Annotated in this window: 25 protein-coding genes and 1 tRNA gene; 18 read left to right on the top strand and 8 right to left on the bottom strand. The window is 72.9% G+C overall.

The window, feature by feature from the left end:
• Positions 1–102: 102 nt before the first annotated feature.
• From ACF08B_RS08130 to ACF08B_RS08115, 4 genes are all read left to right on the top strand, one after another.
• The gene (locus tag ACF08B_RS08130; RefSeq protein WP_392316594.1) at positions 103–1,515 is read left to right on the top strand and encodes a PP2C family protein-serine/threonine phosphatase; all 1,413 of its coding nucleotides are present in this window, start codon (positions 103–105) and stop codon (positions 1,513–1,515) included.
• A 160-nt stretch (positions 1,516–1,675) separates the two neighbouring features.
• Entirely contained in the window at positions 1,676–3,160 is a 1,485-nt protein-coding gene (locus ACF08B_RS08125; RefSeq protein ID WP_392316593.1) for an aminopeptidase P family protein, read from the top strand.
• A 94-nt stretch (positions 3,161–3,254) separates the two neighbouring features.
• Positions 3,255–4,619 carry a PLP-dependent aminotransferase family protein gene (locus ACF08B_RS08120; RefSeq protein ID WP_392316592.1) on the top strand — a complete coding sequence of 455 codons (1,365 nt, stop codon included), beginning with the start codon at positions 3,255–3,257 and terminating at the stop codon, positions 4,617–4,619.
• Between the two features lie 81 nt (positions 4,620–4,700).
• Positions 4,701–5,915 (top strand): MFS transporter, encoded by a 1,215-nt coding sequence (locus ACF08B_RS08115; protein ID WP_392316591.1) that lies wholly within the window; start codon positions 4,701–4,703, stop codon positions 5,913–5,915.
• Positions 5,916–5,944: 29 nt separating this feature from the next.
• Here ACF08B_RS08115 and ACF08B_RS08110 read toward each other — a convergent pair whose 3' ends face one another.
• Positions 5,945–6,508 (bottom strand): GNAT family N-acetyltransferase, encoded by a 564-nt coding sequence (locus ACF08B_RS08110; RefSeq protein WP_392316590.1) that lies wholly within the window; start codon positions 6,506–6,508, stop codon positions 5,945–5,947.
• A gap of 63 nt (positions 6,509–6,571) precedes the next feature.
• Positions 6,572–7,018 (bottom strand): ATP-binding protein, encoded by a 447-nt coding sequence (locus tag ACF08B_RS08105; protein WP_392316589.1) that lies wholly within the window; start codon positions 7,016–7,018, stop codon positions 6,572–6,574.
• 186 nt (positions 7,019–7,204) lie between these two features.
• Here ACF08B_RS08105 and ACF08B_RS08100 point away from each other — a divergent pair, with 186 nt between their 5' ends.
• The 9 genes from ACF08B_RS08100 to ACF08B_RS08060 all read left to right on the top strand — a co-directional run bounded on the left by ACF08B_RS08100 (position 7,205) and on the right by ACF08B_RS08060 (position 17,168).
• Positions 7,205–8,044 (top strand): hypothetical protein, encoded by an 840-nt coding sequence (locus ACF08B_RS08100; protein ID WP_392316588.1) that lies wholly within the window; start codon positions 7,205–7,207, stop codon positions 8,042–8,044.
• A 171-nt stretch (positions 8,045–8,215) separates the two neighbouring features.
• Positions 8,216–8,971, top strand: coding sequence for a YcnI family protein (locus ACF08B_RS08095; RefSeq protein ID WP_392316587.1), 756 nt, complete (start codon positions 8,216–8,218; stop codon positions 8,969–8,971).
• Between the two features lie 89 nt (positions 8,972–9,060).
• A complete protein-coding gene (locus tag ACF08B_RS08090) occupies positions 9,061–9,711 on the top strand; it encodes an SCO family protein (protein WP_392316586.1) in 651 nt (216 codons plus the stop codon).
• Positions 9,708–10,166 carry a copper chaperone PCu(A)C gene (locus tag ACF08B_RS08085; protein WP_392316585.1) on the top strand — a complete coding sequence of 153 codons (459 nt, stop codon included), beginning with the start codon at positions 9,708–9,710 and terminating at the stop codon, positions 10,164–10,166. Before ACF08B_RS08090 ends, ACF08B_RS08085 begins: the two co-directional genes overlap by 4 nt.
• 13 nt (positions 10,167–10,179) lie before the next feature.
• A complete protein-coding gene (locus ACF08B_RS08080) occupies positions 10,180–12,186 on the top strand; it encodes a copper resistance CopC/CopD family protein (RefSeq protein ID WP_392316584.1) in 2,007 nt (668 codons plus the stop codon).
• A gap of 8 nt (positions 12,187–12,194) precedes the next feature.
• Positions 12,195–13,484, top strand: a complete 1,290-nt coding sequence (gene efeB / locus ACF08B_RS08075; RefSeq protein ID WP_392316583.1) for an iron uptake transporter deferrochelatase/peroxidase subunit — start codon at positions 12,195–12,197, stop codon at positions 13,482–13,484.
• A gap of 149 nt (positions 13,485–13,633) precedes the next feature.
• Complete coding sequence (gene pheA / locus ACF08B_RS08070) at positions 13,634–14,566, top strand: prephenate dehydratase (RefSeq protein WP_392316582.1); 933 nt, start codon at positions 13,634–13,636, stop codon at positions 14,564–14,566.
• A gap of 530 nt (positions 14,567–15,096) precedes the next feature.
• Positions 15,097–16,374, top strand: a complete 1,278-nt coding sequence (gene serS, locus ACF08B_RS08065) for a serine--tRNA ligase (protein WP_392316581.1) — start codon at positions 15,097–15,099, stop codon at positions 16,372–16,374.
• Positions 16,371–17,168 (top strand): HAD family hydrolase, encoded by a 798-nt coding sequence (locus tag ACF08B_RS08060; RefSeq protein ID WP_392316580.1) that lies wholly within the window; start codon positions 16,371–16,373, stop codon positions 17,166–17,168. Before serS ends, ACF08B_RS08060 begins: the two co-directional genes overlap by 4 nt.
• A gap of 45 nt (positions 17,169–17,213) precedes the next feature.
• Here the strand turns inward: ACF08B_RS08060 and ACF08B_RS08055 are convergent.
• The 6 genes from ACF08B_RS08055 to ACF08B_RS08030 form a co-directional block, all read right to left on the bottom strand.
• Positions 17,214–17,301: transfer RNA gene (locus tag ACF08B_RS08055), tRNA-Ser, on the bottom strand.
• Positions 17,302–17,569: 268 nt separating this feature from the next.
• Positions 17,570–17,812 carry a hypothetical protein gene (locus ACF08B_RS08050; RefSeq protein WP_073887189.1) on the bottom strand — a complete coding sequence of 81 codons (243 nt, stop codon included), beginning with the start codon at positions 17,810–17,812 and terminating at the stop codon, positions 17,570–17,572.
• A gap of 78 nt (positions 17,813–17,890) precedes the next feature.
• The gene (locus ACF08B_RS08045; RefSeq protein ID WP_093476347.1) at positions 17,891–18,610 is read right to left on the bottom strand and encodes an ABC transporter permease; all 720 of its coding nucleotides are present in this window, start codon (positions 18,608–18,610) and stop codon (positions 17,891–17,893) included.
• A 10-nt stretch (positions 18,611–18,620) separates the two neighbouring features.
• Positions 18,621–19,532: an ABC transporter ATP-binding protein gene (locus ACF08B_RS08040; protein WP_093476346.1), complete on the bottom strand. Its 912-nt coding sequence runs from the start codon at positions 19,530–19,532 to the stop codon at positions 18,621–18,623.
• A 52-nt stretch (positions 19,533–19,584) separates the two neighbouring features.
• Positions 19,585–20,499, bottom strand: a complete 915-nt coding sequence (locus tag ACF08B_RS08035; RefSeq protein ID WP_093696877.1) for a hypothetical protein — start codon at positions 20,497–20,499, stop codon at positions 19,585–19,587.
• The gene (locus tag ACF08B_RS08030; RefSeq protein ID WP_392316700.1) at positions 20,489–21,451 is read right to left on the bottom strand and encodes an ABC transporter ATP-binding protein; all 963 of its coding nucleotides are present in this window, start codon (positions 21,449–21,451) and stop codon (positions 20,489–20,491) included. Before ACF08B_RS08030 ends, ACF08B_RS08035 begins: the two co-directional genes overlap by 11 nt.
• 237 nt (positions 21,452–21,688) lie before the next feature.
• Between ACF08B_RS08030 and ACF08B_RS08025 the strand changes: the two genes are divergently transcribed.
• The 5 genes from ACF08B_RS08025 to ACF08B_RS08005 all read left to right on the top strand — a co-directional run bounded on the left by ACF08B_RS08025 (position 21,689) and on the right by ACF08B_RS08005 (position 26,457).
• Positions 21,689–22,531: a M24 family metallopeptidase gene (locus ACF08B_RS08025; RefSeq protein WP_392316579.1), complete on the top strand. Its 843-nt coding sequence runs from the start codon at positions 21,689–21,691 to the stop codon at positions 22,529–22,531.
• On the top strand, positions 22,528–24,282 hold the full coding sequence (locus ACF08B_RS08020; RefSeq protein WP_392316578.1) for an SDR family oxidoreductase: 1,755 nt from the start codon (positions 22,528–22,530) through the stop codon (positions 24,280–24,282). The genes ACF08B_RS08025 and ACF08B_RS08020 overlap by 4 nt, the downstream gene beginning before the upstream one ends.
• A gap of 64 nt (positions 24,283–24,346) precedes the next feature.
• Complete coding sequence (locus ACF08B_RS08015; protein WP_392316577.1) at positions 24,347–25,291, top strand: MerR family transcriptional regulator; 945 nt, start codon at positions 24,347–24,349, stop codon at positions 25,289–25,291.
• Between the two features lie 122 nt (positions 25,292–25,413).
• Positions 25,414–25,962, top strand: coding sequence for an RNA 2'-phosphotransferase (locus ACF08B_RS08010; protein WP_093696881.1), 549 nt, complete (start codon positions 25,414–25,416; stop codon positions 25,960–25,962).
• A gap of 36 nt (positions 25,963–25,998) precedes the next feature.
• Positions 25,999–26,457: a hypothetical protein gene (locus ACF08B_RS08005; RefSeq protein ID WP_392316576.1), complete on the top strand. Its 459-nt coding sequence runs from the start codon at positions 25,999–26,001 to the stop codon at positions 26,455–26,457.
• Positions 26,458–26,477 lie beyond the last annotated feature (20 nt).

The raw sequence follows: 26,477 nt of genomic DNA, 5'->3' as shown, positions 1-26,477 counted from the left end.
TCACGAGTGCGTGTACATGTGGAGACACCGCTAGCGGCGCAGAATCACATGGGGGTTTGCGATGCTTTTGAGCAAAACGCACCGGTCTGAAAGCCGGACGCCATGAGCGCCCCGCATCCTCCGAAAGTGGCCGGAATCGATTCAGCGGTTCCCACGGCCCCACACACTGCCGCGCCCACTCCCCTCGCGCCGGGCGCGGGGCCCTCCCCGGACCCGGATCCGCCCGTGCGGAACGCCCTCGCCCCGCACGCCCCCGCCCCCGGCGCCGTCCTCCAGGACCGGCTGGCCGGCTGGGTCTCCGACCTCACCACGCTCCACGAACTGACCGAGCGGCTCTCCCGCACGCACGCGCTGGAGCCCGCCCTCCAGGAACTGCTGCGCGCCGGAGCCGCCCTCGTCGGCGCCCGCCGCGGCCTCGTGGTCCTGGAGCCCGGTGACGGACTCGGCCCCCGCACCACCCTCGGCCTCGGTCTCGGCCGGGCGGACCTCGGGCACATCGAGACCGTCCCGCAGGGCTCACTGCCGTACGACACCGGCCAGGGCGCCGAGGTCGTCCATCCCGATCTGCTCGCCGAGGACGGCCTCGACCCCCGCCACCGCGAGGTCGCCGCCCGTCTCGGCTACGCCGCCAGCTACGCCCTGCCCCTCGCCTCCGACTCCGCCGGCCGCCTCGGCGCCGCCGTCTGGCTCTACGACGAGCCGGCCGAACCCCACGAGCGGCAGCGCCACCTCGCCGGCCTCTACGTCCGGCACGCCACCGAGCACCTCGCCCGGCTGCTGGAGGTGGAACGCACCCGCGCGCGCATGGCGACCCTCACGGAGGAACTGCTGCCGTACCGGCTGCCCCGGGTGGCCGGTGTCCAGCTCGCCGCCCGGCACCGCAGCGGACCGCGCGGCGGCGGCGACTGGTACGACGCGCTGCCGCTGCCGGACGCCGCGCTCGGCCTGTCCGTCGGCTCGGTCACCGGCTCCGGGCCCAGCGCCGTGGCCGCCATGGGCCGGCTGCGCGCCTCCCTGCGGGCCTACGCGGTGATGGAGGGCGAGGACCCCGTCGCCGTCCTGTCCGACCTGGAGCTGCTGCTGCGGCTGACCGAGCCGGCCCGCTCGGCCACCGCCCTGTTCGCCTACTGCGAGCCGGCGCTGCGCAAGGTCACCCTGGCCGGTGCCGGGCACAGCCCGCCGCTGCTGATCGGCGAGCGGCGCACCGAGTTCGCCGAGACCTCCGTCTCGGCCCCGCTCGGCATGCTGGCCTGCTGGGAGGCCCCCAGCGTCGAGGTGCAGGCGGAGGCGGGCGACACGGTCCTGCTCTACACCGACGGGCTGCTGCACCGCACCGGCGACCCGATGGACCGCGCCTTCACCCGGCTGCACGCGGCCGCGGCGAGCATCCCGCGGGCACTGCGCCACGACCCCGGCGCCGTCGCCGACCACGTCCTGCGCACCGTCCTGCCGGACGGCCTGGACACGGCCGACAGCGAGGAGGACGTGGTCCTGCTGGCGGCGCGCTTCGACTGACGGCCCGGCCGGCCGTGGCTGGCATGACCGGGCATAACAGGTCATCCGGCCCCCGCCCGCTCCCGGTACGACCGTACGATGATGGAGGCCCCCCGCTCGGCCACAAGCAGGAGCGCCGCGGGCTTCCGGGGGAGATCAATGGCGTATCGAGGAGGATCACGTGTCCGACGAGCTCAACCCGGCTGTGCCCGATTCCGTTACCGCGGAGGGCCCCGAGACCGAGTCCGAGGAGACCGTCAAGCAGCGGAAGAACGGCCTGTACCCGGGCGTCTCCGACGAGCTGGCCGAGAGCATGCAGTCCGGCTGGGCCGACACGGAGCTGCGTGACCTGGAGCCGATCGAGCAGGCCGCGCACACCGCGCGCCGCCGCGCCGCGCTCTCCGCCCGCTTCCCGGGCGAGCGCCTGGTGATCCCGGCGGGCAACCTGAAGACCCGCTCGAACGACACCGAGTACGCCTTCCGCGCCTCCGTCGAGTACGCCTACCTCACCGGTAACCAGACCGAGGACGGCGTCCTGGTGCTGGAGCCCGCCGGCGAGGGCCACGAGGCGACGATCTACCTGCTGCCGCGCTCCGACCGCGAGAACGGCGAGTTCTGGCTCTCCGGCCAGGGCGAGCTGTGGGTCGGCCGCCGCCACTCCCTCACCGAGTCCGAGGCGCTGTACGGCATCCCCGCCGCCGACGTGCGCGAGCTGGCCGACGCGCTGCGCGAGGCCACCGGCCCGGTGCGGGTCGTGCGCGGCCACGACGCCGGCATCGAGGCGGCCCTGACCGACAAGGTCACCGCCGAGCGCGACGAGGAGCTGCGCGTCTTCCTCTCCGAGGCCCGCCTGGTCAAGGACGAGTTCGAGATCGGCGAGCTGCAGAAGGCCGTCGACTCCACGGTCCGCGGCTTCGAGGACGTCGTGAAGGTCCTGGACAAGGCCGAGGCGACCAGCGAGCGCTACATCGAGGGCACGTTCTTCCTCCGCGCGCGCGTCGAGGGCAACGACGTCGGCTACGGCTCCATCTGCGCGGCCGGCCCGCACGCCTGCACCCTGCACTGGGTCCGCAACGACGGCCCGGTCCGCTCCGGCGACCTGCTCCTGCTGGACGCGGGCGTGGAGACGCACACGCTGTACACGGCCGACGTCACGCGCACGCTGCCGATCAACGGCACGTACAGCGAGATCCAGAAGAAGATCTACGACGCCGTGTACGACGCCCAGGAGGCCGGTATCGCGGCCGTGCAGCCGGGCGCCAAGTACCGGGACTTCCACGACGCCTCCCAGCGCGTGCTCGCCGAGCGGCTCGTCGAGTGGGGCCTGGTCGAGGGCCCGGTCGAGCGCGTCCTGGAGCTGGGCCTGCAGCGCCGCTGGACCCTGCACGGCACCGGCCACATGCTCGGCATGGACGTCCACGACTGCGCGGCCGCGCGCACCGAGACCTACGTCGAGGGCACGCTGGAGCCGGGCATGGTGCTCACCGTCGAGCCGGGCCTGTACTTCCAGGCCGACGACCTGACGGTGCCGCAGGAGTACCGGGGCATCGGCGTGCGCATCGAGGACGACATCCTCGTCACGCGGGACGGCAACCGGAACCTCTCCGCGGGCCTGCCGCGCCGCTCCGACGAGGTCGAGGCGTGGATGTCGGCCCTCAAGGGCTGATAAGACACTGAATGGCCGGGCACCCGTGCGGTGCCCGGCCATCGGCGTGTCCGTACACGTGCGAAGGTCACACGTGCCTAGGGGGAGGGTGTTCGTGGACGACTTCTGGTCCGGTGTGGGGGTGGACCTGCATCTCGAACCCGACGCGGCGGACGGACGCCGTGTCGGGCTGGAGCGGGCCCTCCGGGACGCCGTGCGCGACGGACGGCTCGGACCCGGGACCCGGCTGCCCGCGACCCGGCGCCTCGCGGCCGAGCTCGGCATCTCCCGGGGCACCGCCAAGGCGGCCTACGACCAGCTCGTCGCCGAGGGCTATCTGACGGCACGGCAGGGCTCGGGCACCCGGGTCGCCTCCCTGCCCTCCGTCGACTCCGAGGCGCCGCGGCCGCACGCACACGCGCGTGCCCCGCGTCTCGACCTGCGCCCGGGCAGCCCCGACGTCGGCGCGTTCCCCGCGGCGGCCTGGCTGCGGGCGCTGCGCCGCGCCATAGCGACCGCGCCGTCACTGGCGTACGACTACGGCGACCCACGCGGGCGGATCGAACTGCGCACCGCGCTCTCCGGCTATCTGGGGCGGGCGCGCGGGGTGCTCGCGCCCCCGGAGCGGATCGTCATCACCTCCGGGTACGTCCAGGGCCTCGCGCTCCTGACCCGGGTGCTCGACGGCTCGCCCGTCGCCATGGAGGACCCCGGGCTGCCCTTCCACCGCGAGGTGGTGCGGCACAACGGCGGCACCGTGCGGCCGGTGTCCGTCGACGCGCGCGGGATACGCCCGGAGGAACTCGGCGAGGCGGCCGCCGTGGTGGTCACCCCCGCCCACCAGTACCCGACCGGGGTCACCCTGCACCCCGAACGGCGGCGCGCGCTCACCGACTGGGCCCGCGCCCGGGGCGCGCTGATCGTCGAGGACGACTACGACGGCGAGTTCCGCTACGACCGGCAGCCCGTGGGCGCGCTGCAGGGCATGGCGCCCGGCCAGGTCGTCTATCTGGGCACCGCCTCCAAGACGCTCGGTCCCGCGCTCCGCCTGGGCTGGATGGTGCTGCCGCCGCACCTGGTCGACGCGGTCGCCGACGCCAAGCTGCACAGCGACCACCACACCGAGACCATCGGCCAGCTGGCGCTCGCCGAACTCATCGACAGCCACGCCTACGACCGGCACGTGCGCGCGTGCCGGCTGCGGTACCGGCGCCGCCGCGACCACCTCCTGGACCGGCTGGGGCCGAGGCGGAGCGTGCGCGGGATCGCGGCGGGCCTGCACGCGCTGATCGACGTGCCCGACGAGGCCGACGCGCTGGCCCGCGCGGAGGCCGAGGGCCTCGCGCTCGGCGCCCTCGGCGACCACTGGCACGTCCCGGGCACCGGCCGGCCGCAGGGCCTGGTCGTCGGTTACGGCACCCCCCGGGAGCGGACCTATCCGGAGGCCCTGGAAGTGCTCGCGAAGGTGCTGGACGGCTGACCCCGCCACAGGAAGTGGACCACTGAGAGGGCAGCCGATTGGGTCTGCCCGGAGATCCACCGGGCTCCTACCGTGATCGGTATGACGAACCGACCGCAGCGGCTCCTGGCCCTGGCCCAGCTCGCCAACTCCGTGGGCGACGGCGCCTACTACACGACCTCGGCGCTGTACTTCACCCAGGTCGCCGGGATCGCCCCGGCGCGCGTGGGGCTCGGGCTGACCCTCGGCTGGGCGGTCGGTTCGCTGGTCGGGGTGCCGCTCGGGCGGCTCGCCGACCGGCGCGGGCCGCGTGGCACGTCGGTGCTGCTCGCCCTCGGGACCTCGGCCGCGGTCGCCTCGTTCCTCCTGGTGCGGGGCTTCCTGCCGTTCGTCCTCGCCGCCTGCGTGTACGCCTCCGCGCAGTCGGGTCTGGCCGCGGCCCGGCAGGCGCTGCTCGCCGGGCTGGTCCCGGCCGGCGAGCGGACCGGCCTGCTGGCACGGCTGCAGTCGACGCTGAACGGCGGGCTCGCGGTCGGGGCGGCACTCGGCGGCCTCACGCTGGGCGCCCGGGCGGCGGTGGCCTACCGGGGCGTGCTCGCACTGGACGCGATGTGCTTCCTGGTCTGCGCGCTGATCCTGCTGCGGCTGCCCGCCGTACGGCCGCTGGGCCTCGTCGCCGGCACCGGACGGTTCGCGGTGCTGCGGGACCGGCCGTACGCCGTGGTGGCGCTGCTCAACGCCGTGCTGCTGCTGCGGCTGCCGCTGCTGAGCCTCGCGCTGCCGCTGTGGATCACCGAGCGGACCGGGGCACCGGCCTGGCTGGCGTCCGGCCTGTTCGTGCTCAACACCCTGGCGGTGACGCTGTTCCAGGTGCGGGCGGCCACGGCCGTCACCGGGATCGGCAGCGCGGTGCGGGTGCTGCGCCGGTCCGGCCTGGTCATGCTCGCCTCCTGCGCGGTGTTCGCCCTGTCGGCGGGACGGTCCGCCTGGCCCGCCGCGGCGATCCTGGTCGCCGGTGCGGTGCTCCAGGTGATGGCGGAGATGCAGCAGTCGGCGGGCTCCTGGCAGCTGTCCTTCGACCTGGCCCCGGCCGACCGGATGGGCGAGTACCAGGGCTTCTTCGGCACCGGCGTGACCGTCGCCCGCACGCTCGGCCCGCTGGTGGTGACCTGGCTGCTGCTGGGCTGGGGCACGCCCGGCTGGCTGCTGCTGGGCGCGCTGATGCCGGTGGCGTCGTACGCGATGGGTCCGGCCGCGCGCCGGGCGGCGCGGCGCCGGGCGCCCCGGGCGGTGGGAGAAGCGGCGCTCGTGGGCTGACCGGCGGCGGCCCGCGGACCGGCGGTGCGTCAGAGCGCGGGGTCGCGATCGTGCAGGATCCGCTGGAAGAGCCGGCAGTCCCGCCAGGCGCCGTCGATGTGCAGATAGGCGGGGGCCAGGCCGATCGGCTCGAACCCGCACTTCGCCAGCACCCGCTGCGATCCGGTGTTGTGCACCAGCGTGGACGCCTCGATCCGGTGCAGTCCCACCCTGTCCCGTGCGAGCCGGCACATCCGCTCGACCATGGCACTGGCCAGTCCGCGGTTCTGCCGGTCGGCGGCGATCCAGTACCCGAGGTGGGCGCTCAGGAACGGGCCCCGGGAGATGCCCGACAGGGTGCCGGCCCCGACGATCCGGCCGTCCTCCGCGACGAGCACCAGGGGCAGCGCGGTGCCCTCGGCGTACTGCCGCAGCAGTCCGTGCACCCGCTGGGACTGACCGGCCGCGGTGAAGAACGACTCGGGCCTGACCGGCTCCCACGGCTTCAGGTGCCGGCGGTTCGCGACGTAGGCCGCGCACATCGCGTCCACGTCACCGCGCGCGAGCAGCCGCAGCGTCACGCCGCCGGCCAGCTCCTCGGTCTCGATTCGCATGCGCGCACCCTAGGCGCGCCGGGCTCCGGGCGGACCACCCGGGCGGAAACGGACCGGGAGGTCTCACACCGCCAGGGACGGCGCGCCACCGCGCCACTTGAGCATCTTGTCGAAGCTGACCACCGTGCCGCCCCGGCCGTGACCGGCACCGATGTGGACGTGGTCGGCGAGCTCCCGGATGAGGCAGAGTCCGCGGCCGTGCTCGGCGTCCGCCCGGACGGGCCGGATGTCGGTGGTGCGCGTGAACCCCGGTCCGGAGTCCGCCACTTCGATGCGGCACTTCTCGCCGTCGAGGTAGGCGGTCACCCGGTAGGCCTCCGAGGCGCCGCCCGACGCCCCGGCTCCGCCGTGCTCCACGGCGTTGGCGCAGGCCTCGCTGAGCGCGACGGACAGGTCGAAGGAGATCTCCGGGTCGACGCCCGCCGTCTCCATCGTGCCGATCAGCAGGCGCCGGGCCAGGGGCACGCTCGCGGCCTCGCGGCGCAGATGGAGTGACCACCAGATGCTCATGCTCCAGCCTCCAGGCCGCGGCTCGACATACCGTTACGTATTGCCGCGCGTAGCCGGCCGTAAGCACTGCGTCAACGTGACTCCGCCCATACGGTCGATGCGCCGGGGGAGGAATCGGTGTATGAGGGACGCGTCCGGCCACCTGGCGGACGCCGGCGGGGCGGGCAGTGCGATGATGAGGCCGCCATGACTGCCCCCCACCCGCGCACGGCGCGTCCCGGAGCCGGACTCCGGATCCTGCGGGCCGCGGTGTTCGCCGCGGTCTGCGTCGTGCTGGCCGCGGCCGGGCACAGTCTGGCAGCCTGCGCGACCGTGCCGCTGTGGACGCTCGGCGCGGGCTTCGCCGGCGCCCTGCTGCTCGTGGCGCCGCTCGCCGGGCGGGCCCGCTCGATGCCGGCCATCGCCACGCTCCTCGCACTCGGCCAGACCGCCCTGCACACGCTGTTCGGCCTGGGCGGGCACGCGGGCACCGCGATGACCTCGGGCGCAATGCCGATGGCCGCGCCGGACGGTTCGCTGAGCAGCACCGAGCTCGTCGAGCGGGCGGCGCGGCTCGTGTGCGGGTCCGGGCCGTCGGTGCTCACCCCCGGGCACGCCTACCGCCTGCTGCTCGACGCGCATCTGATCGACCCCTCGCGCCGGGCCGTGGGCACCATGCCGGCCATGCGGCACATGGCCGATCCCGCCGCCTCCACCGCCTCGCCGCTGCCCTCGCCGCCGATGCTGCTCGCCCACGTCCTCGCGGCCGTGGCCGCGGGCTGGCTGCTGCGCCGGGGCGACCTGGCCGTGCTGCGGCTGATCGAGCTGTCGGCGCACGGAGTCGCCGAAGCGGCGCTCGTACGGTCCCTGCGCGGGGCACTGGCGCTGGTGCACGCCCTGTGCGCCGGGCTGCTGCCCGCCGTCGAGCCGCCCCCGTGCGGTCGCCGCACCGCCCGGGACGAGGCACCCGCCCCCCGCACCACCGCACTCCAGCACACGGTGATCCGGCGCGGCCCGCCCGCCGCCGGGTACGCCCTCGCCGCCTGACGCGACCGCACCACTCCACACCGCCGGTGGGAGAGGGCCGCGTCCGCGCGGCCGCACCCGTGCGCACCGCCGACCACCGCGACCACCGCGAGTGGCACCGCGCACGCGCGCGTATCTCTCAGCACCACCGTGACCACCACCGGATTTCACTCAGAGTGGAGTGCCCCTGCCATGCAGGCTTCTCGTGTCGCCTCTCGCCGTACCGTCTCCCGTGTCGCCGCCGCCGCTGCCGTCGCCGGCACGGCCGTACTGACCCTGTCGGCCCCGGCCTTCGCACACGTCACCGTCCAGCCCGAGGGCACCGCGGCCAAGGGCGGCTACGCGGTCGTCGACTTCAAGGTCCCCAACGAGCGCGACGACGCCTCGACCACCAAGGTCGAGGTCAACCTCCCGGCCGACCACCCGATCGCCTCGGTGATGCCGCAGCCCATCCCGGGCTGGAAGATCCAGGTCACCAGGTCCAAGCTCGACAAGCCGCTGACCATGCACGGCGAGAAGATCGACGAGGCCGTCTCCAAGGTCACCTGGACCGCCGACGGCAAGGGCATCGAGGCCGGCTACTTCCAGAAGTTCCCGCTCTCCGTCGGCGCCCTGCCCGAGGACGCCGACCAGCTCGTCTTCAAGGCCGTCCAGACGTACTCCAACAAGGAGGTCGTGCGCTGGATCGAGGTGCCCGAGGAGGGCGAGGACGAGCCGGAGAACCCGGCCCCCGTGCTGGAGCTGTCCGCCGCGACCGGCGACCACCACGGCACGGCGGGCGCCGAGGACACCGCCGCCAAGACCGAGAAGACGGCCGCCGCCGCGGATTCCGGCTCCGACGGCGGCAGTGACACCACCGCACGCGTGCTCGGCGTGGTCGGCATCGTCATCGGCATCGCGGGCGTCGCCTACGGCGTCCTCGCCGGCCGCCGCCGGACCGCCGCCTGAGCCAAGGTTCCGTCCGCGCGCCGGGGCCGTGCGACGCTGTCGTACGACCCCGGTGCGCGCCGGAGTTCTCACATCTGGGACATTTTTCTATGCGCAACAAGACGTTCGCCGCGGCCGCGCTGCTCGCCGCCGCCACCCTGACCCTCTCCGCCTGCGGCAGCGGGAACGACGACAAGTCATCGGTCTCCGTGGTCTCCGAGTCCGACTCGGGCAAGGCCGCCACGGTGCTCGACCGGCCCTTCGAGAAGCCCGACCTGGTCCTCACCGACACGCACGGCGAGAAGTACGACCTGCGGGCCGAGACCAAGGGCCACCCGACCCTGCTCTACTTCGGCTACACGCACTGCCCGGACATCTGCCCCACGACGATGAGCAACATCGCCGTCGCCAAGAAGGCGCTGCCCAAGGCCGAGCAGAACGATCTGCGGGTCGTCTTCGTCACCACCGACCCCGACCGCGACACCCCGGCCGAGCTGGGCAAGTGGCTCAAGGGCATCGACCCGGCGTTCGTCGGTCTGACCGGGGGCTTCTCCACCATCCAGGCCGGGGCCCGGTCCGTCGGCATCTCCATCGAGCCGACGACGAAGGACAAGAACGGCAAGGCCGTCTCCGTGCACGGCACCCAGGTCATCGCGTTCTCGCCGAAGACCGACGGCGGATACGTCCTCTACGGCGAGGACGCCACGGTCGACGACTACACCAAGGACCTGCCCAAGCTCGTCGAGGGGGCCAAGCCGTGAGGTGTGCCGTCCCGGCCGCGGCCGCCCTCGCCGGGGCCCTCGCCCTCGCCGGCTGCTCCGGCTCCGGGGCGGACTCCGGGAAGGCCGGCCTGTCGGTCGGCTCTCCCTACATGCCCCAGCCGGTCTCCGCCGACATGGCCGCCGGCTTCCTGACGATCACCAACGAGGGCACGGCCGAGGACGAGCTGACCTCGGTCAGCAGTGACGTCGCCGGCCGGGTCACCATGCACAGCACCGTCGGCGGTGCGATGGCCGAGAAGTCCTCCTTCGCCATACCGGCCCACGGCCGGCTCGTGTTCAGGAGCGGTGGCAACCATCTGATGTTCGAGGAGCTGAAGCGCAAGCCTCGGCAGGGCCAGACCGTCACGGTGAAGCTCACCTTCGCCGAGTCCGGCCCCCTCACCGTCGAGATGCCGGTGAAGTCCGCCACGTACAACCCGTCGACCGGCCACTGAGGGAGGGACCACCTTGACGCGGACCATCACCCCCCGCCTGCGGACCCTGGTACTGCTGCTGCTCGCTGTCACCGGCGCGCTGCTGGCGGGCGCCGGACCGGCCTCCGCGCACGCGGCGCTGACCGGCAGTGACCCCGCGCAGGGGGTGGTGGTCAAGAAGGCGCCCAGCCAGGTGTCGCTCACCTTCTCCGAGACGGTCGCGATGACCGGGGACTCCGTGCGGGTGCTCGACCCGAAGGGCCGGCCGGTCCAGACGGGCACGCCCGCCGACGTGAGCGGGACGACCTACGCCGTGCGGCTCAAGAGCGGCCTGGCCAAGGGCACCTACACGGTCGCCTACCAGGTCGTCTCGGCCGACAGCCACCCCGTCGCCGGGGCCTACACCTTCTCCGTCGGGGCGCCCTCGGCGACCGTGGTCTCCGACGCGGGGCCGGCCGCGGGCGGCGGGACCGTGGGTGTGCTCTACGGGTTCGGGCGGTACGTGTCCTACGCCGGCTTCATCGTGCTCGCGGGCGGCGCGGCCTTCGTGCTCGCCTGCTGGCGGCGCGGCGCGGGCGTACGGGCCCTGCAGCGGCTGGTCGTCGGCGGCTGGCTGGCGCTGACCGCGGCCACCCTGTGGCTGCTGCTCCTGCGCGGCGCGTACACCACCTCGGGCAAGCTCGCCGATGTCCTCGACCTCGATCTGCTCGGCCAGGTGCTCCAGACCAAGACCGGTGCCGCGCTGGTCTCCCGGCTGTTGCTGCTCGCCGCCGCCGCGCTGTTCGTCGCCGTCCTGTTCGGCGCCTACACCCGGCGGGAGGAGGGCGCGGAGAAGCGCGACCTGACCTTCGGGCTCGCCGTCGGCGGCACGGTCGTCGCGGCCGGTCTCGCCTCCAGCTGGGCCATGGCCGAGCACGCCTCGGTCGGGCTCCAGCCGGGCATCGCCATGCCGGTCGACGTCGTCCATCTGCTCGCCGTCGCCGGCTGGCTGGGCGGTCTCACCGCGCTCCTGGTCGCCCTGTACCGCGCGCCCGCCGAGACGCCGGTCGAGGCCGCCGCCGTGCACCGCTTCTCCCGGCTGGCCTTCGGCTCGGTCCTCGCGCTGGTCGTCACCGGCGTCTACCAGTCCTGGCGGCAGCTCGGCTCCTGGTCGGCGTTCACCGAGACCCGGTACGGGCAGCTGCTGCTGGTCAAGATCGGCCTGGTGGCGCTGCTCGTCGGTGTCGCGGCGGTCTCGCGGCGGTGGACCGCGCGGCTCGCCGACACGGGCACGGGCGCCGGGGCCGACCGGCCGCGGAAGGAACGGGTCGCCTCCGCGGCGGCCGGGCCGGCCGCCAAGGCCTCGGCCGGGGCGTCAGTGAAGGCACCGGCCGAGCAGTCCTCCGGCGCGAACGGGCCGGCCGGCGGGGACGCGGACGCCGAGGGCGACAAGGGTGAAGGCACCGGTGACTCCCCGCGCGCCGCACAGCTGGCCCGGCAGCGGGCCGCGGCCGACGCCGCCCGGCGCAAGCGGCTGCGGGACGCCGACCCCAACCGGTTCGGGCTGCGCCGCTCGGTGCTCGCCGAGGCCGGTGTCGCGGTCGTCCTGCTCGCCGTCACCACCGTGCTGACGCAGACCGAGCCGGGCCGCACCGAGCAGCAGGCCGAGGCCGCCACGTCCGCGTCGGCCCGCTCGTCGTCCCCGTCCTCCCCCGCGTCCGGTGCGCTCACCCTGGACATGCCCTTCGACACCGGCGGCACGGACGGCAAGGGCGTCGCACGCATCGACCTCGATCCCGCGCGCGTGGGCGGCAACGAGATGCACGTCTACGTCGAGCGGCCCAACGGCCGGGCCTTCGACGTCCCCGAGGTGAAGGTCTCCTTCACCCTGGAGGCGAAGAAGATCGGCCCGCTCCCCGTGAACCCCGACCACATCACCACCGGCCACTGGTCGGCGAGCGCGGTGCAGATCCCCATGGCCGGCGACTGGAAGATCGCGGTGACCGTGCGGACCTCCGACATCGACCAGGTGACCGTCTCCAAGAACGCGCAGATCGGCTGAACGACACCATGCCCGACCAGTCCCTCCCCGAGGCCCGGACGCCCGAGTCCGCCGTGCGCCAGCCCGCCGGCGACCCCGGCACCGGCCGGGGCGTCTCCCGGCGTGCCCTGCTCGGCACCGCCGGCGCCACCGGGCTCGTGCTCGGCGCGACCGGCGGCGCAGTGGGCTACGCCGCCGCGCCCGCCGGGGCCACTCCGCTGACCTCGGTGGGCACCGACCGGGCGGTGTTTCACGGGAAACATCAGCCCGGTATCACCGAGGGGCTCCAGGCGCGCGGCCATCTCGTCGCCTTCGACCTGGCGCCGGGCGCGGGCCGCAAGGAGGCGGCGGCCCTGCTGCGCCGCTGGTCGGCGACGGCCGAGCGGCTGATGGCGGGCGAGGCCGCCCCGCACGACGACACCGACGTGGCCCGTGACGCGGGGCCCTCCTCGCTGACGGTCACCTTCGGTTTCGGGTACGGCTTCTTCGGCAGGACGGGCCTGGAGAAGCAGCGGCCGGCCGCGCTGGACCCGCTGCCGGCCTTCTCCTCCGACCACCTCGACAAGGCCCGCAGCGACGGCGACCTGTGGGTGCAGATCGGCGCGGACGACGCCCTGGTCGCCTTCCACGCCCTGCGGGCGATCCAGAAGGACGCCGGGTCGGCCGCACGGGTGCGCTGGCAGATGAACGGCTTCAACCGCTCCCCGGGCGCCACCGCCCACCCCATGACGGCCCGCAACCTCATGGGCCAGCTCGACGGCACCCGCAACCCCCGGCCGGCCGACGCCGACTTCGACCAGCGGATCTTCGTGCCCTCCACCACCGGGCCCGCGTGGATGGCGAACGGCTCCTACGCCGTCGTACGCCGCATCCGCATGCTGCTGGACGACTGGGAGGGGCTGTCGCGCACCGCCCAGGAGCAGGTCATCGGGCGCCGCAAGGCCGACGGGGCGCCGCTGTCCGGGGGCGACGAGACGACCGAGATGGACCTGGAGAAGACGGACGCCAAGGGCGAATACCTCGTCCCCGTCAACGCGCACGCGCGGATCACCCGGCCCGACCGCAACGGGGGCGCGGCGATGCTGCGGCGCCCGTTCTCCTACCACGACGGCATCGACGCGGACGGCACGCCCGACGCCGGTCTGCTGTTCGTCTGCTGGCAGGCCGACCCGCTGCGCGGCTTCGTCCCGGTGCAGCGCAAGCTCGACCGGGGCGACGCGCTCTCGCAGTACGTCCGGCACGAGGCGAGCGGGCTGTTCGCCGTGCCGGGCGGGGCGGCCAAGGGCGAGTACGTGGGGCAGCGACTGCTGGAGGGGTGAGCCGGCACGCACGTCCGCGGCGGCCCGGAAGGCGTCCGGATACGCGAGGCAGCGGTGCACCCGGGGCCGTTCCGCGTTCAAACCACCCGGTCGGGTGGCCGTCGTGAGACGGAGGCGACGGGCCGCCGTGCCGCCGTTAGGGTGAGGACATGCCAGCGAGCTATGCGTACCTGGGCCCCGAGGGCACCTTCACCGAAGTCGCCCTGCGGACGCTCCCGGAGGCGGCCACCCGGGAGCTGATCCCGTACGTGTCGGTGCAGTCCGCGCTGGACGCCGTCCGCGCCGGTGAGGCCGAGGCGGCGTTCGTGCCGATCGAGAACTCCGTCGAGGGCGGCATCACCACCACCCTGGACGAACTCGTCGCCGGCGCACCGCTGACCATCTACCGCGAGGTGCTGCTGTCGATCACGTTCGCGCTGCTGGTCCGGCCGGGCACCGAGCTCACGGACATCAAGACCGTCTCCGCCCACCCGGCGGCCCAGCCGCAGGTGCGCAACTGGCTGCGCGCGCATCTGCCGGACGCGACCTGGGAGTCGGCCGCGTCCAACGCGGACGCCGCCCGCCTGGTCCAGGAGGGCCGCTACGACGCCGCCTTCGCGGGCGAGTTCGCCGCCGCCCGGTACGGGCTGCGCGCCCTGGAGACGGGGATCCACGACGCGGAGAACGCCCAGACCCGGTTCGTGCTGGTCGGCCGCCCCGCCCGGCCCGCCGCGCCGACCGGCGCCGACAAGACCTCCGTGGTGCTGTGGCAGCGCGACGACCATCCCGGAGCCCTGCGCGACCTGCTCGGTGAATTCGCCTCGCGCGGCATCAACCTCATGCTGCTGCAGTCCCGGCCCACCGGTGCCGGTATCGGCAATTACTGCTTCTGCATCGACGCCGAGGGCCATATCTCCGACCGGCGGATGGCGGAGGCCCTCAGAGGTCTGAAGCGGATCTGTCTCCAGGTGCGTTTCCTCGGCTCCTATCCGCGTGCCGACATCACCCCGGCCGAGGCCCGGCCGACGCTTCCGGGGACCTCGGACGAGGAGTTCACGGCGGCGGCGGACTGGGTGGCGCGCTGCCAGGACGGGCGCTTCTAGCCAGTCGTACCTGCGGATCATCGTTATCCACAGGCGTTATCCACAGGTGCCCTTCTCGACCTGGGGACAAGTCGACAAGGAAGTGCCGTTCGGTCGACAAATCGCCCTACGGCCCCCAGGTGGCGTCACCGGCGCATGAGTCACCCTTCGTCCACCCGTTTCCCATGGTTCATCTTTTGGGGCGACCGTTTTCCACCCGAACGTGGGTGTGGATGGGGTTTGACCCGGGAATTCTTCCGTCCGTTCGACGCTTCCGGAGTGATCAATTCCGACGTCCACAGACCTTCCACACAGCCTGTGGATAACCCTTCCGGGGGTGTGGATTCCTGTGGACAACGCGCTTCCCAAGTCCCGTTCCCCACAAGGAAATCCAGTCAACCGGGCGCCCGAGGCATGCCCCGTCCCAGGGAGTGAGACACTTTTCCTTGACACGCTCGGCAATTAGCGCATAACGGAACGTAAGCCGCGTATCTGAACTCTCCGGAATAGGGATTCGTGAGCGGCAACCGCGCACCGGTAGCCTGGGCCCCGTGATTGACCTTCGCCAGCTCCGTGAGGACCCCGACCGTGTGCGCGCGTCCCAGCGCGCCCGTGGAGAGGACGTCGCGCTCGTCGACTCCCTCCTGTCTGCCGACGAGCGGCGCAGGTCCTCCGGCGTCCGCTTCGACGAACTGCGCGCCGAGCAGAAGCAGCTCGGCAAGCTGATCCCCAAGGCCTCCGCCGACGAGAAGGCCGAGCTGCTCAAGCGCGCCGAGCAGCTGAAGGCGGACGTCAAGGCCGCCGACGCCGAGCGCGACGCGGCCGACGCCGAGACCCAGGAGCTGCTGCTCCGGCTCGGCAACCTCGTCCACCCCGACGTGCCCGTCGGCGGCGAGGAGGACTTCGCCACGCTGGAGACGCACGGCACCATCCGTGACTTCTCCGCCGAGGGCTTCGAGCCCCGGGACCACCTGGAGCTCGGCCAGATCCTCGGCGCGATCGACGTCGAGCGCGGCGCCAAGGTCTCCGGCTCCCGCTTCTACTTCCTCACCGGCGTCGGCGCCCTGCTGGAGCTGGCCCTGGTGAACGCGGCCATCGCCCAGGCCACCGCGGCCGGCTTCACGCCGATGCTCACCCCGGCGCTGGTCCGCCCGCAGTCCATGGCGGGCACCGGCTTCCTCGGCCAGGCGTCCCAGGACGTCTACCACCTCGACAAGGACGACCTCTACCTGGTCGGCACGTCCGAGGTGCCGCTGGCGGCCTACCACATGGACGAGATCATCGACGCCGACCGGCTGCCGCTGCGGTACGCGGGCTTCTCGCCCTGCTTCCGCCGTGAGGCCGGCTCGCACGGCAAGGACACGCGGGGCATCTTCCGTGTGCACCAGTTCGACAAGGTCGAGATGTTCTCGTACGTCGCTCCCGAGGACTCCCAGGCGGAGCACCAGCGCCTGCTGGAGTGGGAGAAGCAGTGGCTGACCTCGCTGGAGCTGCCGTTCCGCGTCATCGACGTCGCGACCGGCGACCTCGGCGCCTCCGCCGCCCGCAAGTTCGACTGCGAGGCGTGGATCCCGACCCAGGGCAAGTACCGCGAGCTGACCTCGACCTCGGACTGCACCGAGTTCCAGTCGCGCCGCCTGTCCATCCGGGTCCGCGACGGCAAGCAGGTCAAGCCGCTCGCCACGCTCAACGGCACCCTGTGCGCCGTACCGCGCACGATCGTGGCCATCCTGGAGAACCACCAGCAGGCCGACGGCTCGGTCCGGGTTCCCGAGGTCCTGCGCCCGTACCTGGGCGGCAGGGAGGTCCTGGCACCGGTGACCCGGTGAGCTTCCCCTACGGGCTCGTCGCCACCGACCTCGACGGAACGCTCCTGCGCTCCGACGAGTCGATCTCGCAGCGCACCCGGGACGCGCTCGCCGCGGCCACCGCGGCGGGCGCGGCGCACATCGTCGTCACCGGCCGGGCCGTCCCCTGGACGCGGCACATCCTGGACGACCTCGGCTACGACGGCCTCGCCGTCTGCGGCCAGGGCGCGCAGGTCTACGACGCCGGGGCGCACCGCCTGCTGACCTCGGTCACCCTGGACCGGCAGCTGGCAGGAGTGGCCCTCGCCAAGATCGAGGCCGAGGTGGGCCCGCTGTACCTGGCGGCCAGCCGTGACGGCCTCGACGGCGAGGTGCTGGTGGGGCCGGGATACGCGGTCACCGGGCGGCTCCCGGCGACTCCGTTCACGGACGCGTCCGACCTCTGGACCGCGCCCTTGAACAAGATCTACATCCAGCATCCGACGCTGGGCGACGACGAGCTGGCGGCCGTCGCCCGGCAGACGGCAGGCGGGTTCGTCACGGTGGCCCTGGCGGGCGAGGGCATCGTGGAGCTGCTGCCGCTCGGCCTGTCCAAGGCCACCGGGCTGTCACTCGCCGCCCGCCGCCTCGGCCTGAAGGCCGCCGACACGATCGCCTTCGGCGACATGCCCAACGACGTCCCAATGTTCGCCTGGGCGGCCCGCGGCGTGGCCATGGCCAACGCCCACGCGGAACTCAAGGCGGTGTCGGACGAGGTGACGTCCTCCAACGAGGACGACGGCATCGCGGTGGTGCTGGAGCGGTTGCTGGCCTGAGATCCCCCGGCCGGCGAGCCGGCCGGGTCGGGTGACAGCGTCTTGCGGAGGATGCACGGATCGAACGTGCGCGGGCCTTTCGGACCCGACCATGGCTTAGCAAGCCAGTGCCTTACCACTCGGCCAATCCTCCGGGTGGGCGGCCCACGCGGATGCGGACATCGCGTGCTCGAAGCGGCCGCCCCGGGCAGCTCCCACGGGCGTCACGGAGGAGTGGCGATCACTCCGGAGCCGGCCTCGCGCTGCCCTGTCGGGAGCTGGGCGTACTGCCGTGCATGGACATCGCCCATCTCCTCTCCCAGTACGTGGCGCCGGGACGATCCCGGCGGACGGGGCACAACCACTGTGCCCCGCCGCCGAGTCGGGCGCCACCGAATTAGCCGGGTGCCGCCGGAGCGGCGCTAGCGACGGCGCCGTCCGCGCCGCCGGGCCTTGCTGAAGAACCAGCCGGCCGGCGGCTCGTCGGAGCGCCAGGGCTGCGGCTGCGGTCCCTCCGCCCGCCAGCGCGCGGCGAGCATCCGGGCCCGGGCGGACGGCTCGGAGGACTCCGCGGCGCGTACGAAGGCCTCGTCCAGGACGATGTCGTCCCAGGCGGCCTCCCCGGCCCGCTCCCGCCCTTCGGGCTGCGGTATCTCCTCACCCATCTGCGGCCTCCCAGCCATGTGTCCGATTCGCCCAGTGTGCCCGGGCCGGGGTGAAGTCCCCGTCAAGGCCGCCGCGGCCTACTCCTCGCCCGCGAGCTTCAGCGACCGCAGTTTCTGGCCGGCGTACCAGGTGGCCAGGACGGTGACGGCCACCAGCAGCACGGTGGCCGTCGTCAGGCTCACCTCGGAGGTCACCATGTCCCCGCCGGCGACCTTGTGGGCGACGGCCAGCGACCACTGCTGGACGCTCAGCGTGCGCGCGCCCGGCACCAGGGAGCCGAACAGCGCCTCCCAGACGAGGGCGTAGACCAGCCCGAACACCACGGCGTGCCGGGAGACCGTGCCGAGCAGCAGGAACAGCGCCGAGTAGGCGATGGAGGAGACCAGCGCGGCGACCGTGTAGGCGACGGCGATCTGCTGGCCGTTGCCGTTCAGGATCAGTCCCGCGATCAGGGTCGGCACGGCCGAGAACACCATGGTCACGGCGATGGCCACGATGAGCTTGGTGAAGATGATCGTGGGCCGCTTGAGCGGCTTGGACAGCAGGTAGACGACGGAGCCGTCGTCGATCTCCGGGCCGATCGCGCCCGTGCCCGCGATGACGCCGATGATCGGCACCATGGTGGCGAGGGCGAAGCCGCCGAGCACGTCGGAGGCCGTCTGGTCGTCGGCTCCGGTCAGCGCGCGCACGGCGACCGCGATCACGATGAGCAGCAGGGGCAGCGCGCCGAGGATGAGGGCCCGGCGGCGGCCCAGCAGGGCCCGGTAGGTGAGCCGGGCGACGGTGGGGTCGTACATCTTCGGCCTCCTACGCCGCAACCAGGTACGAGAACACGGACTCGAGGGACTCGTCGGACGGCGAGACCGTGAGCAGCCGGATGCCGTGGTCCCTGGCGACCTTCGGCAGCAGGGCGGTGAAGCGGCCGAAGTCGACGGCCTGGACGCGCAGCGCGCCCTCGGCCGTGTCGACCTCGATGCCGGCCGTCGACGGGTCGGCGATCAGCGCGGCCGCGAGGGCGCGGTCGTCGCTGGAGCGCACCAGGTAGCGGTGCGGGCGGTCGGTCATCAGGCGGCGGATCCGGCGGAAGTCGCCGCTGGCCGCGTGCCGTCCGGCGACGACCACCTCGATGTGCCGGGCGAGCTGCTCGACCTCCTCCAGGATGTGCGAGGAGAACAGCACCGTGCGGCCCTCGTCGCCCATCTTCCGCAGCAGGTCCATCAGTTGCATGCGCTGGCGCGGGTCCATGCCGTTGAACGGCTCGTCCAGCAGGAGCAGCGAGGGGTCGTGGACCAGCGCGGAAGCCATCTTCACGCGCTGGCGCATGCCCTTGGAGTACGTGGAGATCTTCCGGTCCTGGGCGTACTCCATCTCGACGGTGGCGAGCGCCCGCCCGGCGGCCTTGGCGCCGAGTCCGTGCAGTTCGGCGTTGGCGACGACGAACTCCCGTCCGGTGAGGAAGTCGTACATCGCCTCCCGCTCGGGGACGATGCCGATGTGCCGGTAGACGGACTCGTTGCGCCACACCGGCTTCCCGTCGAGGGTCACCGAGCCGGTGGAGGGGGCGAGGAAGCCGCCCATCATGTTGATCAGGGTGGACTTGCCGGCGCCGTTCGGGCCGAGCAGGCCGGTGACGCCGGGGCCGATGGTCATGGTGACGTCGTTGACGGCCACCACGTTGCCGAACCAGCGGGACACGTGGTCGATGGTGAGAGTGGTCATGGGCGCAGCCCGTTCCTCGGGAGGGTGGTGGCGGGCGACGGGACGGGCGTGGTCACAGTCCCACCTTCTTGTAGCGGCGCAGCAGGAGGCCGTAGCTCGCGGCGATCAGACCGAGGACGACCAGGGCGTACGCCACGCCCTCGCCGCCGGACGGGCCGGTGCCGCCGGGGAAGCCGGAGCTGCCGCCGAGGAAGGCGGACTGCACGCCGTCGATCAGCGTGACCGGCGAGAACAGGCCGAGCCAGGGAACGGCACCGCTGCTGCCCTGGACGTCGGCGATGGCCTGGAGGGTGGAGACCGCGCCGTAGGAGATGGTCATCACGGCGATCACGGCGGCGATGCCGAAGCCGCGGCGCGGGGTGACGGCGGCGATGACCAGGCCGATGCCGGCGAAGAGCAGCGAGAGCAGGGCCACGGAGACCAACCCCTGGGCGAATTCCCCGGACTGGTGGGCGAAGCCCATCTTGGCGAGCAGCGAGCCCACGTACAGCACCAGCAGCGGGGCACCGGTGAGGACGAACAGCGCCGAGGCCAGTGCCGCGAACTTCGCCACGACGTAGTCCGCGGTCTCGATGGGCCGGGAGAAGTACAGCGGGACGGTCTTGAAGCGCAGGTCGCGCGAGACCGACTGGGGGGCCTGCGCGGCGACGTACAGGCTGATCACCGCCTGCATGACGAGCGCGTAGCGGGTGTAGGCGTGAGCCAGCGGCAGTTCGTGCGCCTTGGTGGCCACCGCGACGGCCACCATGATGGCCGCGGGCACGCACATCACCGCGAACAGCAGCATCGGCAGCACCTTGGACTTGGCCGAGCGGCCGAGGCCGTAGGCGCCGCGCAGGGACTGCGAGTACAGGGACCGGCGGGCGTAGGAGCGGCCGAGGCGCGGGCCGTCGTAGCCGCGGTAGCCGATGTCGTGGATACGGGTCTGGTCGCCGGAAGGCGTCGCCAGGGGATGCTCAACCGCCATGGCCGACGGCCTCCTTCCGCTGCTCGTCACTGCTGAACACCTCGGAGATGTGGTGCCGGCGCTGCTCCATGCGCACCAGGCCGAGGCCGAGGTCGGCCACCACGTCCCGGACGAGGTCGTACGTCGCGTCGCCCTCGGCGGTCAGCAGCAGGATGTGCCCGGCTCCGGGCAGTCCGCCCGCCTCGGCGTGCGTGTCGATTCCGCGCGCGTGGAGCTCGTCGCGGACCGCGCGGGTGCCGTCGGGGTGGCTGTCGCTGTCGGTGACCTCGATCGCGAGGGTGGTCGTGGTCTGGGTGAAGTCGGTGGTGGAGCTGGAGCGCAGCAGCTTGCCGCCGTCGATGACGACGACGTGGTCGCAGGTGCGTTCCAGCTCGCCGAGCAGGTGGGAGGTGACCAGGACCGAGATGCCGAAGTCGGTGTGGACGCGCCGGATCAGGCCCAGCATCTCGTCGCGGCCGACGGGGTCGAGGCCGTTGGTCGGCTCGTCCAGGAAGACCAGCTGCGGGTCGTGCACGAGCGCCTGGGCCAGTTTCACCCGCTGCTTCATGCCGGTCGAGTAGCCGCCGATGGGGCGGTAGCGCTCCTCGTACAGGCCGACGTGGCGCAGGGTGTCCGCGGTGCGCTCGCGCGCGGCGGTGGGCGGCAGACCGGACATGCGGGCCATGTGGACGACGAACTCGGTGGCCGAGACGTCGGGCGGCAGGCAGTCGTGCTCCGGCATGTAGCCGACGCGCTCCCGGATGGCGGCGCCCTCGGTGGCGACGTCGAGGCCGAGCACCTCGGCGCGGCCCTCCGTGGCGGGGGACAGACCCAGCAGGATCTTGATCAGGGTGGACTTGCCGGCGCCGTTGGCCCCGACGAGTCCGGTCACACCGGCTCCGATGTCCATGGACAGCCGGTCGAGCGCGGTCACCCGGGGGAACCGCTTGCTCAGGCTTTCGGTCGCGATCACAGTCACCCCTCGAAGGTAGTGACCCCGACCACCGCGGTCGTCAGACCTCAGAGCCGTCTCGGCGTCAGACCCAGGTATTACGGGGCCCTAGGGGTCCCCCCGGGGGAGGGCCTGGCCTTGACCGCCCCTCGCGGCCGTCCACAGCCGCACCGCGCCTATTGACGCCACCTCTAACAACTGTCACATTCACCAGTGTCAAGTTACGGACGCGTACCGCAGTCGACGGGACGGGGCGGCATGACGACGGCAGTGAGCAGCGGACTCTCCGCGGAGTTGCGGGGGTTCAGACGGGTGCAGCGCCTCGCCTACGAGTGCGCGGAGGCGGTCGCGGCGCGGTTGGAGCCGGGCGTGACCGAGCGCGAGGCGGCGCGGATGCAGCGTGCCTGGCTGCGCGAGCGGGGGGTGCGGGACTGGTTCCACCTCCCGTTCGCCTGGTTCGGCGACCGCACGGCCTTCGCGAACTTCCGCATCCCGCTGCAGTTCTTCCCGACCGACCGCGCGCTGGAGCCCGGGATGCCGTTCATCTTGGACATGGCCCCGGTGTACGAGGGATACACGGCGGACATCGGCTACTCGGGCTCGCTCGGGGTGAACCCGGTGCAGGACCGGCTGATGGCCGACCTGGAGGCGCACCGCGAGCTGATCCTGCGCGAGGTGCGCGAGAAGCGCCCGCTGCGGGAGATCTACGAGGACGTGGACCGGCTCATGGTGCGCCAGGGTTACGCCAACCGGCACCGGGCCTACCCGTTCGGGGTGATCGCCCACAAGGTGGACCGGGTGGCGCAGCGCCGCTGGTCCCCCCACCTCTTCGGCTTCGGCACGCAGTCCCTGACGGGCCTCGTCGCGGACGCGCTGCACGGCCACCGCGAGGGCTGGTCGCCGCTGTGGTCGCCGTACCGCTTCTCCGACCACCCGCCGCGGCCGGGTCTGTGGGCGGTCGAACCGCACCTCGGCTTCCGGGGTACCGGAGCGAAGTTCGAGGAGATCCTGGTGGTGACGGATTCCCGGGACCCGGAGGACAGCGCCTTCTGGCTGGACGACGATCTGCCGCACGTGCGGCGCTGGGCGGAGGAGAAGTGACGCTGACAGGTGCGCGCGAGCGCTGGGTGCGGACCGGCGGGGTCGAGCTGTGCGTCGCCGAGCTGGGCGACCCGCAGCAGCCGACCGTGGTGCTGGTGCACGGCTATCCGGACAGCAAGGAGGTGTGGTCGGAGGTCGCCGCCCGGCTGGCGGACCGCTTCCACGTGGTCCTCTACGACGTCCGGGGCCACGGCCGCTCCACGGCGCCGAAGCCCCTGCGCGGCGGCTACACCCTCGCCAAGCTCACGGACGACTTCCTGGCGGTCGTGGACGAGGTCAGTCCGGACCGGCCGGTGCACCTGGTCGGGCACGACTGGGGTTCGGTGCAGGCGTGGGAGTTCGTCACGGTGGGCCGCACGGAGGGCCGCATCGCGTCGTTCACCTCGATGTCCGGACCGTCCCTGGACCATTTCGGGCACTGGATCAACGCGCGCGTGAAGCGTCCGACGCCCCGCCGGGTGGGACAGCTCCTCGGCCAGGGCGCCAAGTCCTGGTACGTCTACCTGCTGCACACCCCCGTCCTGCCGGAGCTGGCCTGGCGCGGCCCGCTCGGCAGACGCTGGCCGAAGATCCTGGAGCGCGTCGAGCGGGTCCCCGGCGGGGACTACCCGACCGCGTCCCTGCCGTCCGACGCGGCGCACGGCGCCTGGCTCTACCGGGACAACGTCCGCGCCCGGCTGCGCAGGCCGCGCCCCGACGCGTACGCGCACGCCCCCGTGCAGCTCATCACGCCCCAGGGGGACGCGTTCCTCTCGGAGCGGCTGTACGACGACCTGGAGCAGTGGGCGCCCGGGCTGACCCGGCGCACCCTGCCGGCCAAGCACTGGATCCCCCGCACGCGTCCCGACCAGGTGACCGCGTGGATCGCTGAGTTCGTCACCTCCGTGGAGGGCGGCCGCCCCGAGCCGAAGACCGCCGGGCGCCACGCCCAGCGCTTCGGCGGACAGCTGGTCCTGGTCACCGGCGCGGGCAGCGGCATCGGCCGGGCGACGGCGTTCGCGTTCGCGGAGGCCGGCGCCCGCGTGGTGGCCGTCGACCGTGACACGGAGTCCGCGGCCCGCACGGCCGAGCTGTCCCGGCTGGTCGGCGCGCCCGAGGCCTGGGCCGAGACGGCCGACGTCTCCGACGAGCAGGCCATGGAGAAGCTCGCGGAGAAGGTGCACCGGGAGTACGGCGTGCTGGACGTGCTGGTCAACAACGCCGGCATCGGGCTGTCGGGGTCCTTCTTCGCCACGACGACGGAGGACTGGCGCAAGGTCCTCGACGTCAATCTCTGGGGCGTGATCCACGGCTGCCGGCTCTTCGGGGCGCGCATGGCCGGGCGCGGTCAGGGCGGGCACATCGTCAACATCGCGTCCGCGGCGGCGTTCCAGCCCTCACGCGCCCTGCCCGCCTACAGCACCTCGAAGGCGGCCGTGCTGATGCTCTCCGAGTGCCTGCGCGCCGAACTCGCGGGCCAGGGCATCGGGGTGAGCGCGATATGCCCCGGCATCGTCAACACCAACATCACCTCCACGGCCCGCTTCGCCGGTGTCGACGAGGCGGAGGAGCGGCGCCGCCAGAAGAACTCGGCCCGGCTGTACGGGCTGCGCAACTACCCGCCGGAGAAGGTCGCCGAGGCGATCCTGGACGCGGTGGCGGGCAACAGGGCGGTGGTCCCGGTCACCCCCGAGGCCCGCGGCGCCCTTCTCATGTCCCGTTTCCTGCCGGGGGTGTTGCGGCGGATCGCCCGGGTGGAACCCAAGCTGTGAGCCGGCGGCGGGCGGTCCGGTTCCGGCCGGCCGCCGCACACGGCACCGGCCGAGGAGGCGGAACATGAGCGGACCCCCGTCCCAGCACACCTACCGCATCGAGGACTTGGCCCACCGGACCGGCACCAGCGTGCGGACCATCCGCGCCTACCAGGACCGCGGCCTCCTTCCCCGCGCGGAGCGCCACGGCCGGGCCAACCTCTACTCCGAGGCCCACGTCACCCGGCTCCACCAGATCGCCCACCTCCTGGACCGCGGCTACACCCTCGCCTCGATCAGGGAACTCCTGGAGGCCTGGGACACCGGACGCGGCCTGGGCGGTGTCCTCGGCCTGGTCGCGGAGGTCGAGGGCCCCTGGACGGACGAGCGACCCGACCGCATCACCCGCGCCGAACTGGACGCCCGCTTCGGGGGGCCCGACGACGCCGCCGTGGCCGAGGCGGTCGAGCTCGGCGTGCTGGAGCGGATCGACGGCGACGCGGACACGTTTCTCGTCCCGAGCCCGCAAGAACTGTCCGTGGCAGCCGAGTTGCACGCTGCGGGAGTACCACTCTCCGCCATCTCCCGTCATCTGCGGGAGTTGAGGGGCCAGGTGGAGCATATCGCCGCCCGTTTCCTGGAGTTCACCACCGAGTACGTCTTCGCGCCCTACCTGGACGATCCGGGCCACCGCACGGACGCGCACGCGGCGGAAGCGGCCTCGCTCGTCCGCCGGCTGCGCCCCCTGGCACAGCAGACCGTGGACGCCGAACTCGCTCGAGCCATGCGGGTGTTCGCCACCCGGCACCTCCGCTCGCACCTCGGTTCCGGCGCCCCCTCGGAACCCTGGTCGGACACGCGTACGGTCGCGCTTCCCACCGGGACGATCGAGGCCGTCGAAGGGCTGGTTGGCACCGAGCGCGTCGCCGCCTTCGTCGCCCTGGCCGCCGAACGGGAAGTGCGCGCAAGAGCATTGGATGAACTTGCCACAACCACCGAAAAACCTACGAAGGTTGGTGAACCGCCGTAAAACCAGCACTGGTTGTCCACAGTTTCGTCAATTCACCTGTGGATAACCCGACTTGGCTGTGGACCAAACCTACGGGCGAAAAACCGACTGCGTGATCCGCGTCTCTGGCGCACGCTGGAGCCATGGACGAAAGACGCACCGTCAAGGTGTCGAAGTACCTCTCCAAGCACCTGCGCCATCAGCCCGAGCGCATCGGGCTCGCACTGGACCCGGGCGGCTGGGTGGAGATCGACACGCTGATCACCGCGGCCGCCGCCCACGGGTTCCGGTTCACCCGTGAGGAACTGGACCACGTGGTGGCCACCAACGACAAGCGGCGCTTCGTGATCGAGGGCGGCAGGATCCGGGCCAGCCAGGGCCACAGCGTGGAGGTCGACCTCGGCCTGCCCCCGGCGACCCCGCCGCCGTACCTCTACCACGGCACCGTCGCCCGCAACCTGGACGCCATCCGGGCCGAGGGCCTGCGGCCGATGAACCGGCACGACGTGCACCTCTCCGCCGACCGGGAGACCGCCACCCGGGTGGGCGCCCGCCGAGGCCGCCCGGTGGTGCTCACCGTGGACGCCGGCGCCATGCACCGCGACGGCCATGTGTTCCACGTCAGCGCCAACGGCGTCTGGCTGACGAAGGCCGTCCCACCGGGCTACCTGCGGCTGCCCGGCCCCCGCTGACGTCACCGCGCCGACCGGTGGCGGAGGATCGGCGCCATGGAGCACTCGCCCGAACACCTCCCCACCACCGAGGCCGCCGTCACCGCACTGCGCGCCCTCGCGGCCCGTCACGGACGCGAGATCGAGGTGATCCACGACATCGGCGCGGACAGGACCTCCCGTCGCAGCGCTGCGGGCGTCGGCGTCACCACGGACCCCGACGGCTCACTGCCGCACGAGGCCCAGGTCGAGTTCGGCGGTATGCCCCGGGTGAGCGTGCGCCTCTACCCGGAGGACGACGCGCTGATCACCGTCGAGGGCGTCGAATGCCCCGACATCGCCCGCGACGACGTCCCCGCCTTCCTCCGCTCCGTCTTCGGCGGCCTCGCGCACGTCCGGGCCCGCCGCTTCCCGCCCGGCCACCGCCTGGTCGTCCCGCTGCCCGGCGACCGCGCCCACCAGGAGCACGTACCGGCGTTCCTGCTCGGTCCGTGGCTGCGCCGGCGCATACGGTGACCGTTTCCGGGGTTACTCGT

The sequence above is a fragment of the Streptomyces sp. NPDC015139 genome, from assembly GCF_043079785.1.
In the GTDB taxonomy this organism is placed as follows: Bacteria; Actinomycetota; Actinomycetes; order Streptomycetales; family Streptomycetaceae; genus Streptomyces; species Streptomyces albidocamelliae.
Note: the sequence above shows the minus strand (reverse complement) of the source record. Positions and strands in the feature narration are given on the sequence as shown.

What these genes read in the sequence shown, in the direction of transcription:
- ACF08B_RS08090 (WP_392316586.1), top strand. Translation starts at nt 9,061, where the DNA reads ATGCGCAACAAGACGTTCGCCGCGGCCGCGCTGCTCGCCGCCGCCACC.
- ACF08B_RS08100 (WP_392316588.1), top strand. Translation starts at nt 7,205, where the DNA reads ATGACTGCCCCCCACCCGCGCACGGCGCGTCCCGGAGCCGGACTCCGG.
- ACF08B_RS08110 (WP_392316590.1), bottom strand. Translation starts at nt 6,508, where the DNA reads ATGCGAATCGAGACCGAGGAGCTGGCCGGCGGCGTGACGCTGCGGCTG.
- ACF08B_RS08045 (WP_093476347.1), bottom strand. Translation starts at nt 18,610, where the DNA reads ATGTACGACCCCACCGTCGCCCGGCTCACCTACCGGGCCCTGCTGGGC.
- ACF08B_RS08015 (WP_392316577.1), top strand. Translation starts at nt 24,347, where the DNA reads ATGAGCGGACCCCCGTCCCAGCACACCTACCGCATCGAGGACTTGGCC.
- ACF08B_RS08010 (WP_093696881.1), top strand. Translation starts at nt 25,414, where the DNA reads ATGGACGAAAGACGCACCGTCAAGGTGTCGAAGTACCTCTCCAAGCAC.
- ACF08B_RS08105 (WP_392316589.1), bottom strand. Translation starts at nt 7,018, where the DNA reads ATGAGCATCTGGTGGTCACTCCATCTGCGCCGCGAGGCCGCGAGCGTG.
- ACF08B_RS08050 (WP_073887189.1), bottom strand. Translation starts at nt 17,812, where the DNA reads ATGGGTGAGGAGATACCGCAGCCCGAAGGGCGGGAGCGGGCCGGGGAG.
- ACF08B_RS08005 (WP_392316576.1), top strand. Translation starts at nt 25,999, where the DNA reads ATGGAGCACTCGCCCGAACACCTCCCCACCACCGAGGCCGCCGTCACC.
- ACF08B_RS08035 (WP_093696877.1), bottom strand. Translation starts at nt 20,499, where the DNA reads ATGGCGGTTGAGCATCCCCTGGCGACGCCTTCCGGCGACCAGACCCGT.
- ACF08B_RS08115 (WP_392316591.1), top strand. Translation starts at nt 4,701, where the DNA reads ATGACGAACCGACCGCAGCGGCTCCTGGCCCTGGCCCAGCTCGCCAAC.
- efeB (WP_392316583.1), top strand. Translation starts at nt 12,195, where the DNA reads ATGCCCGACCAGTCCCTCCCCGAGGCCCGGACGCCCGAGTCCGCCGTG.
- ACF08B_RS08040 (WP_093476346.1), bottom strand. Translation starts at nt 19,532, where the DNA reads ATGACCACTCTCACCATCGACCACGTGTCCCGCTGGTTCGGCAACGTG.
- ACF08B_RS08025 (WP_392316579.1), top strand. Translation starts at nt 21,689, where the DNA reads ATGACGACGGCAGTGAGCAGCGGACTCTCCGCGGAGTTGCGGGGGTTC.
- ACF08B_RS08095 (WP_392316587.1), top strand. Translation starts at nt 8,216, where the DNA reads ATGCAGGCTTCTCGTGTCGCCTCTCGCCGTACCGTCTCCCGTGTCGCC.
- pheA (WP_392316582.1), top strand. Translation starts at nt 13,634, where the DNA reads ATGCCAGCGAGCTATGCGTACCTGGGCCCCGAGGGCACCTTCACCGAA.
- ACF08B_RS08130 (WP_392316594.1), top strand. Translation starts at nt 103, where the DNA reads ATGAGCGCCCCGCATCCTCCGAAAGTGGCCGGAATCGATTCAGCGGTT.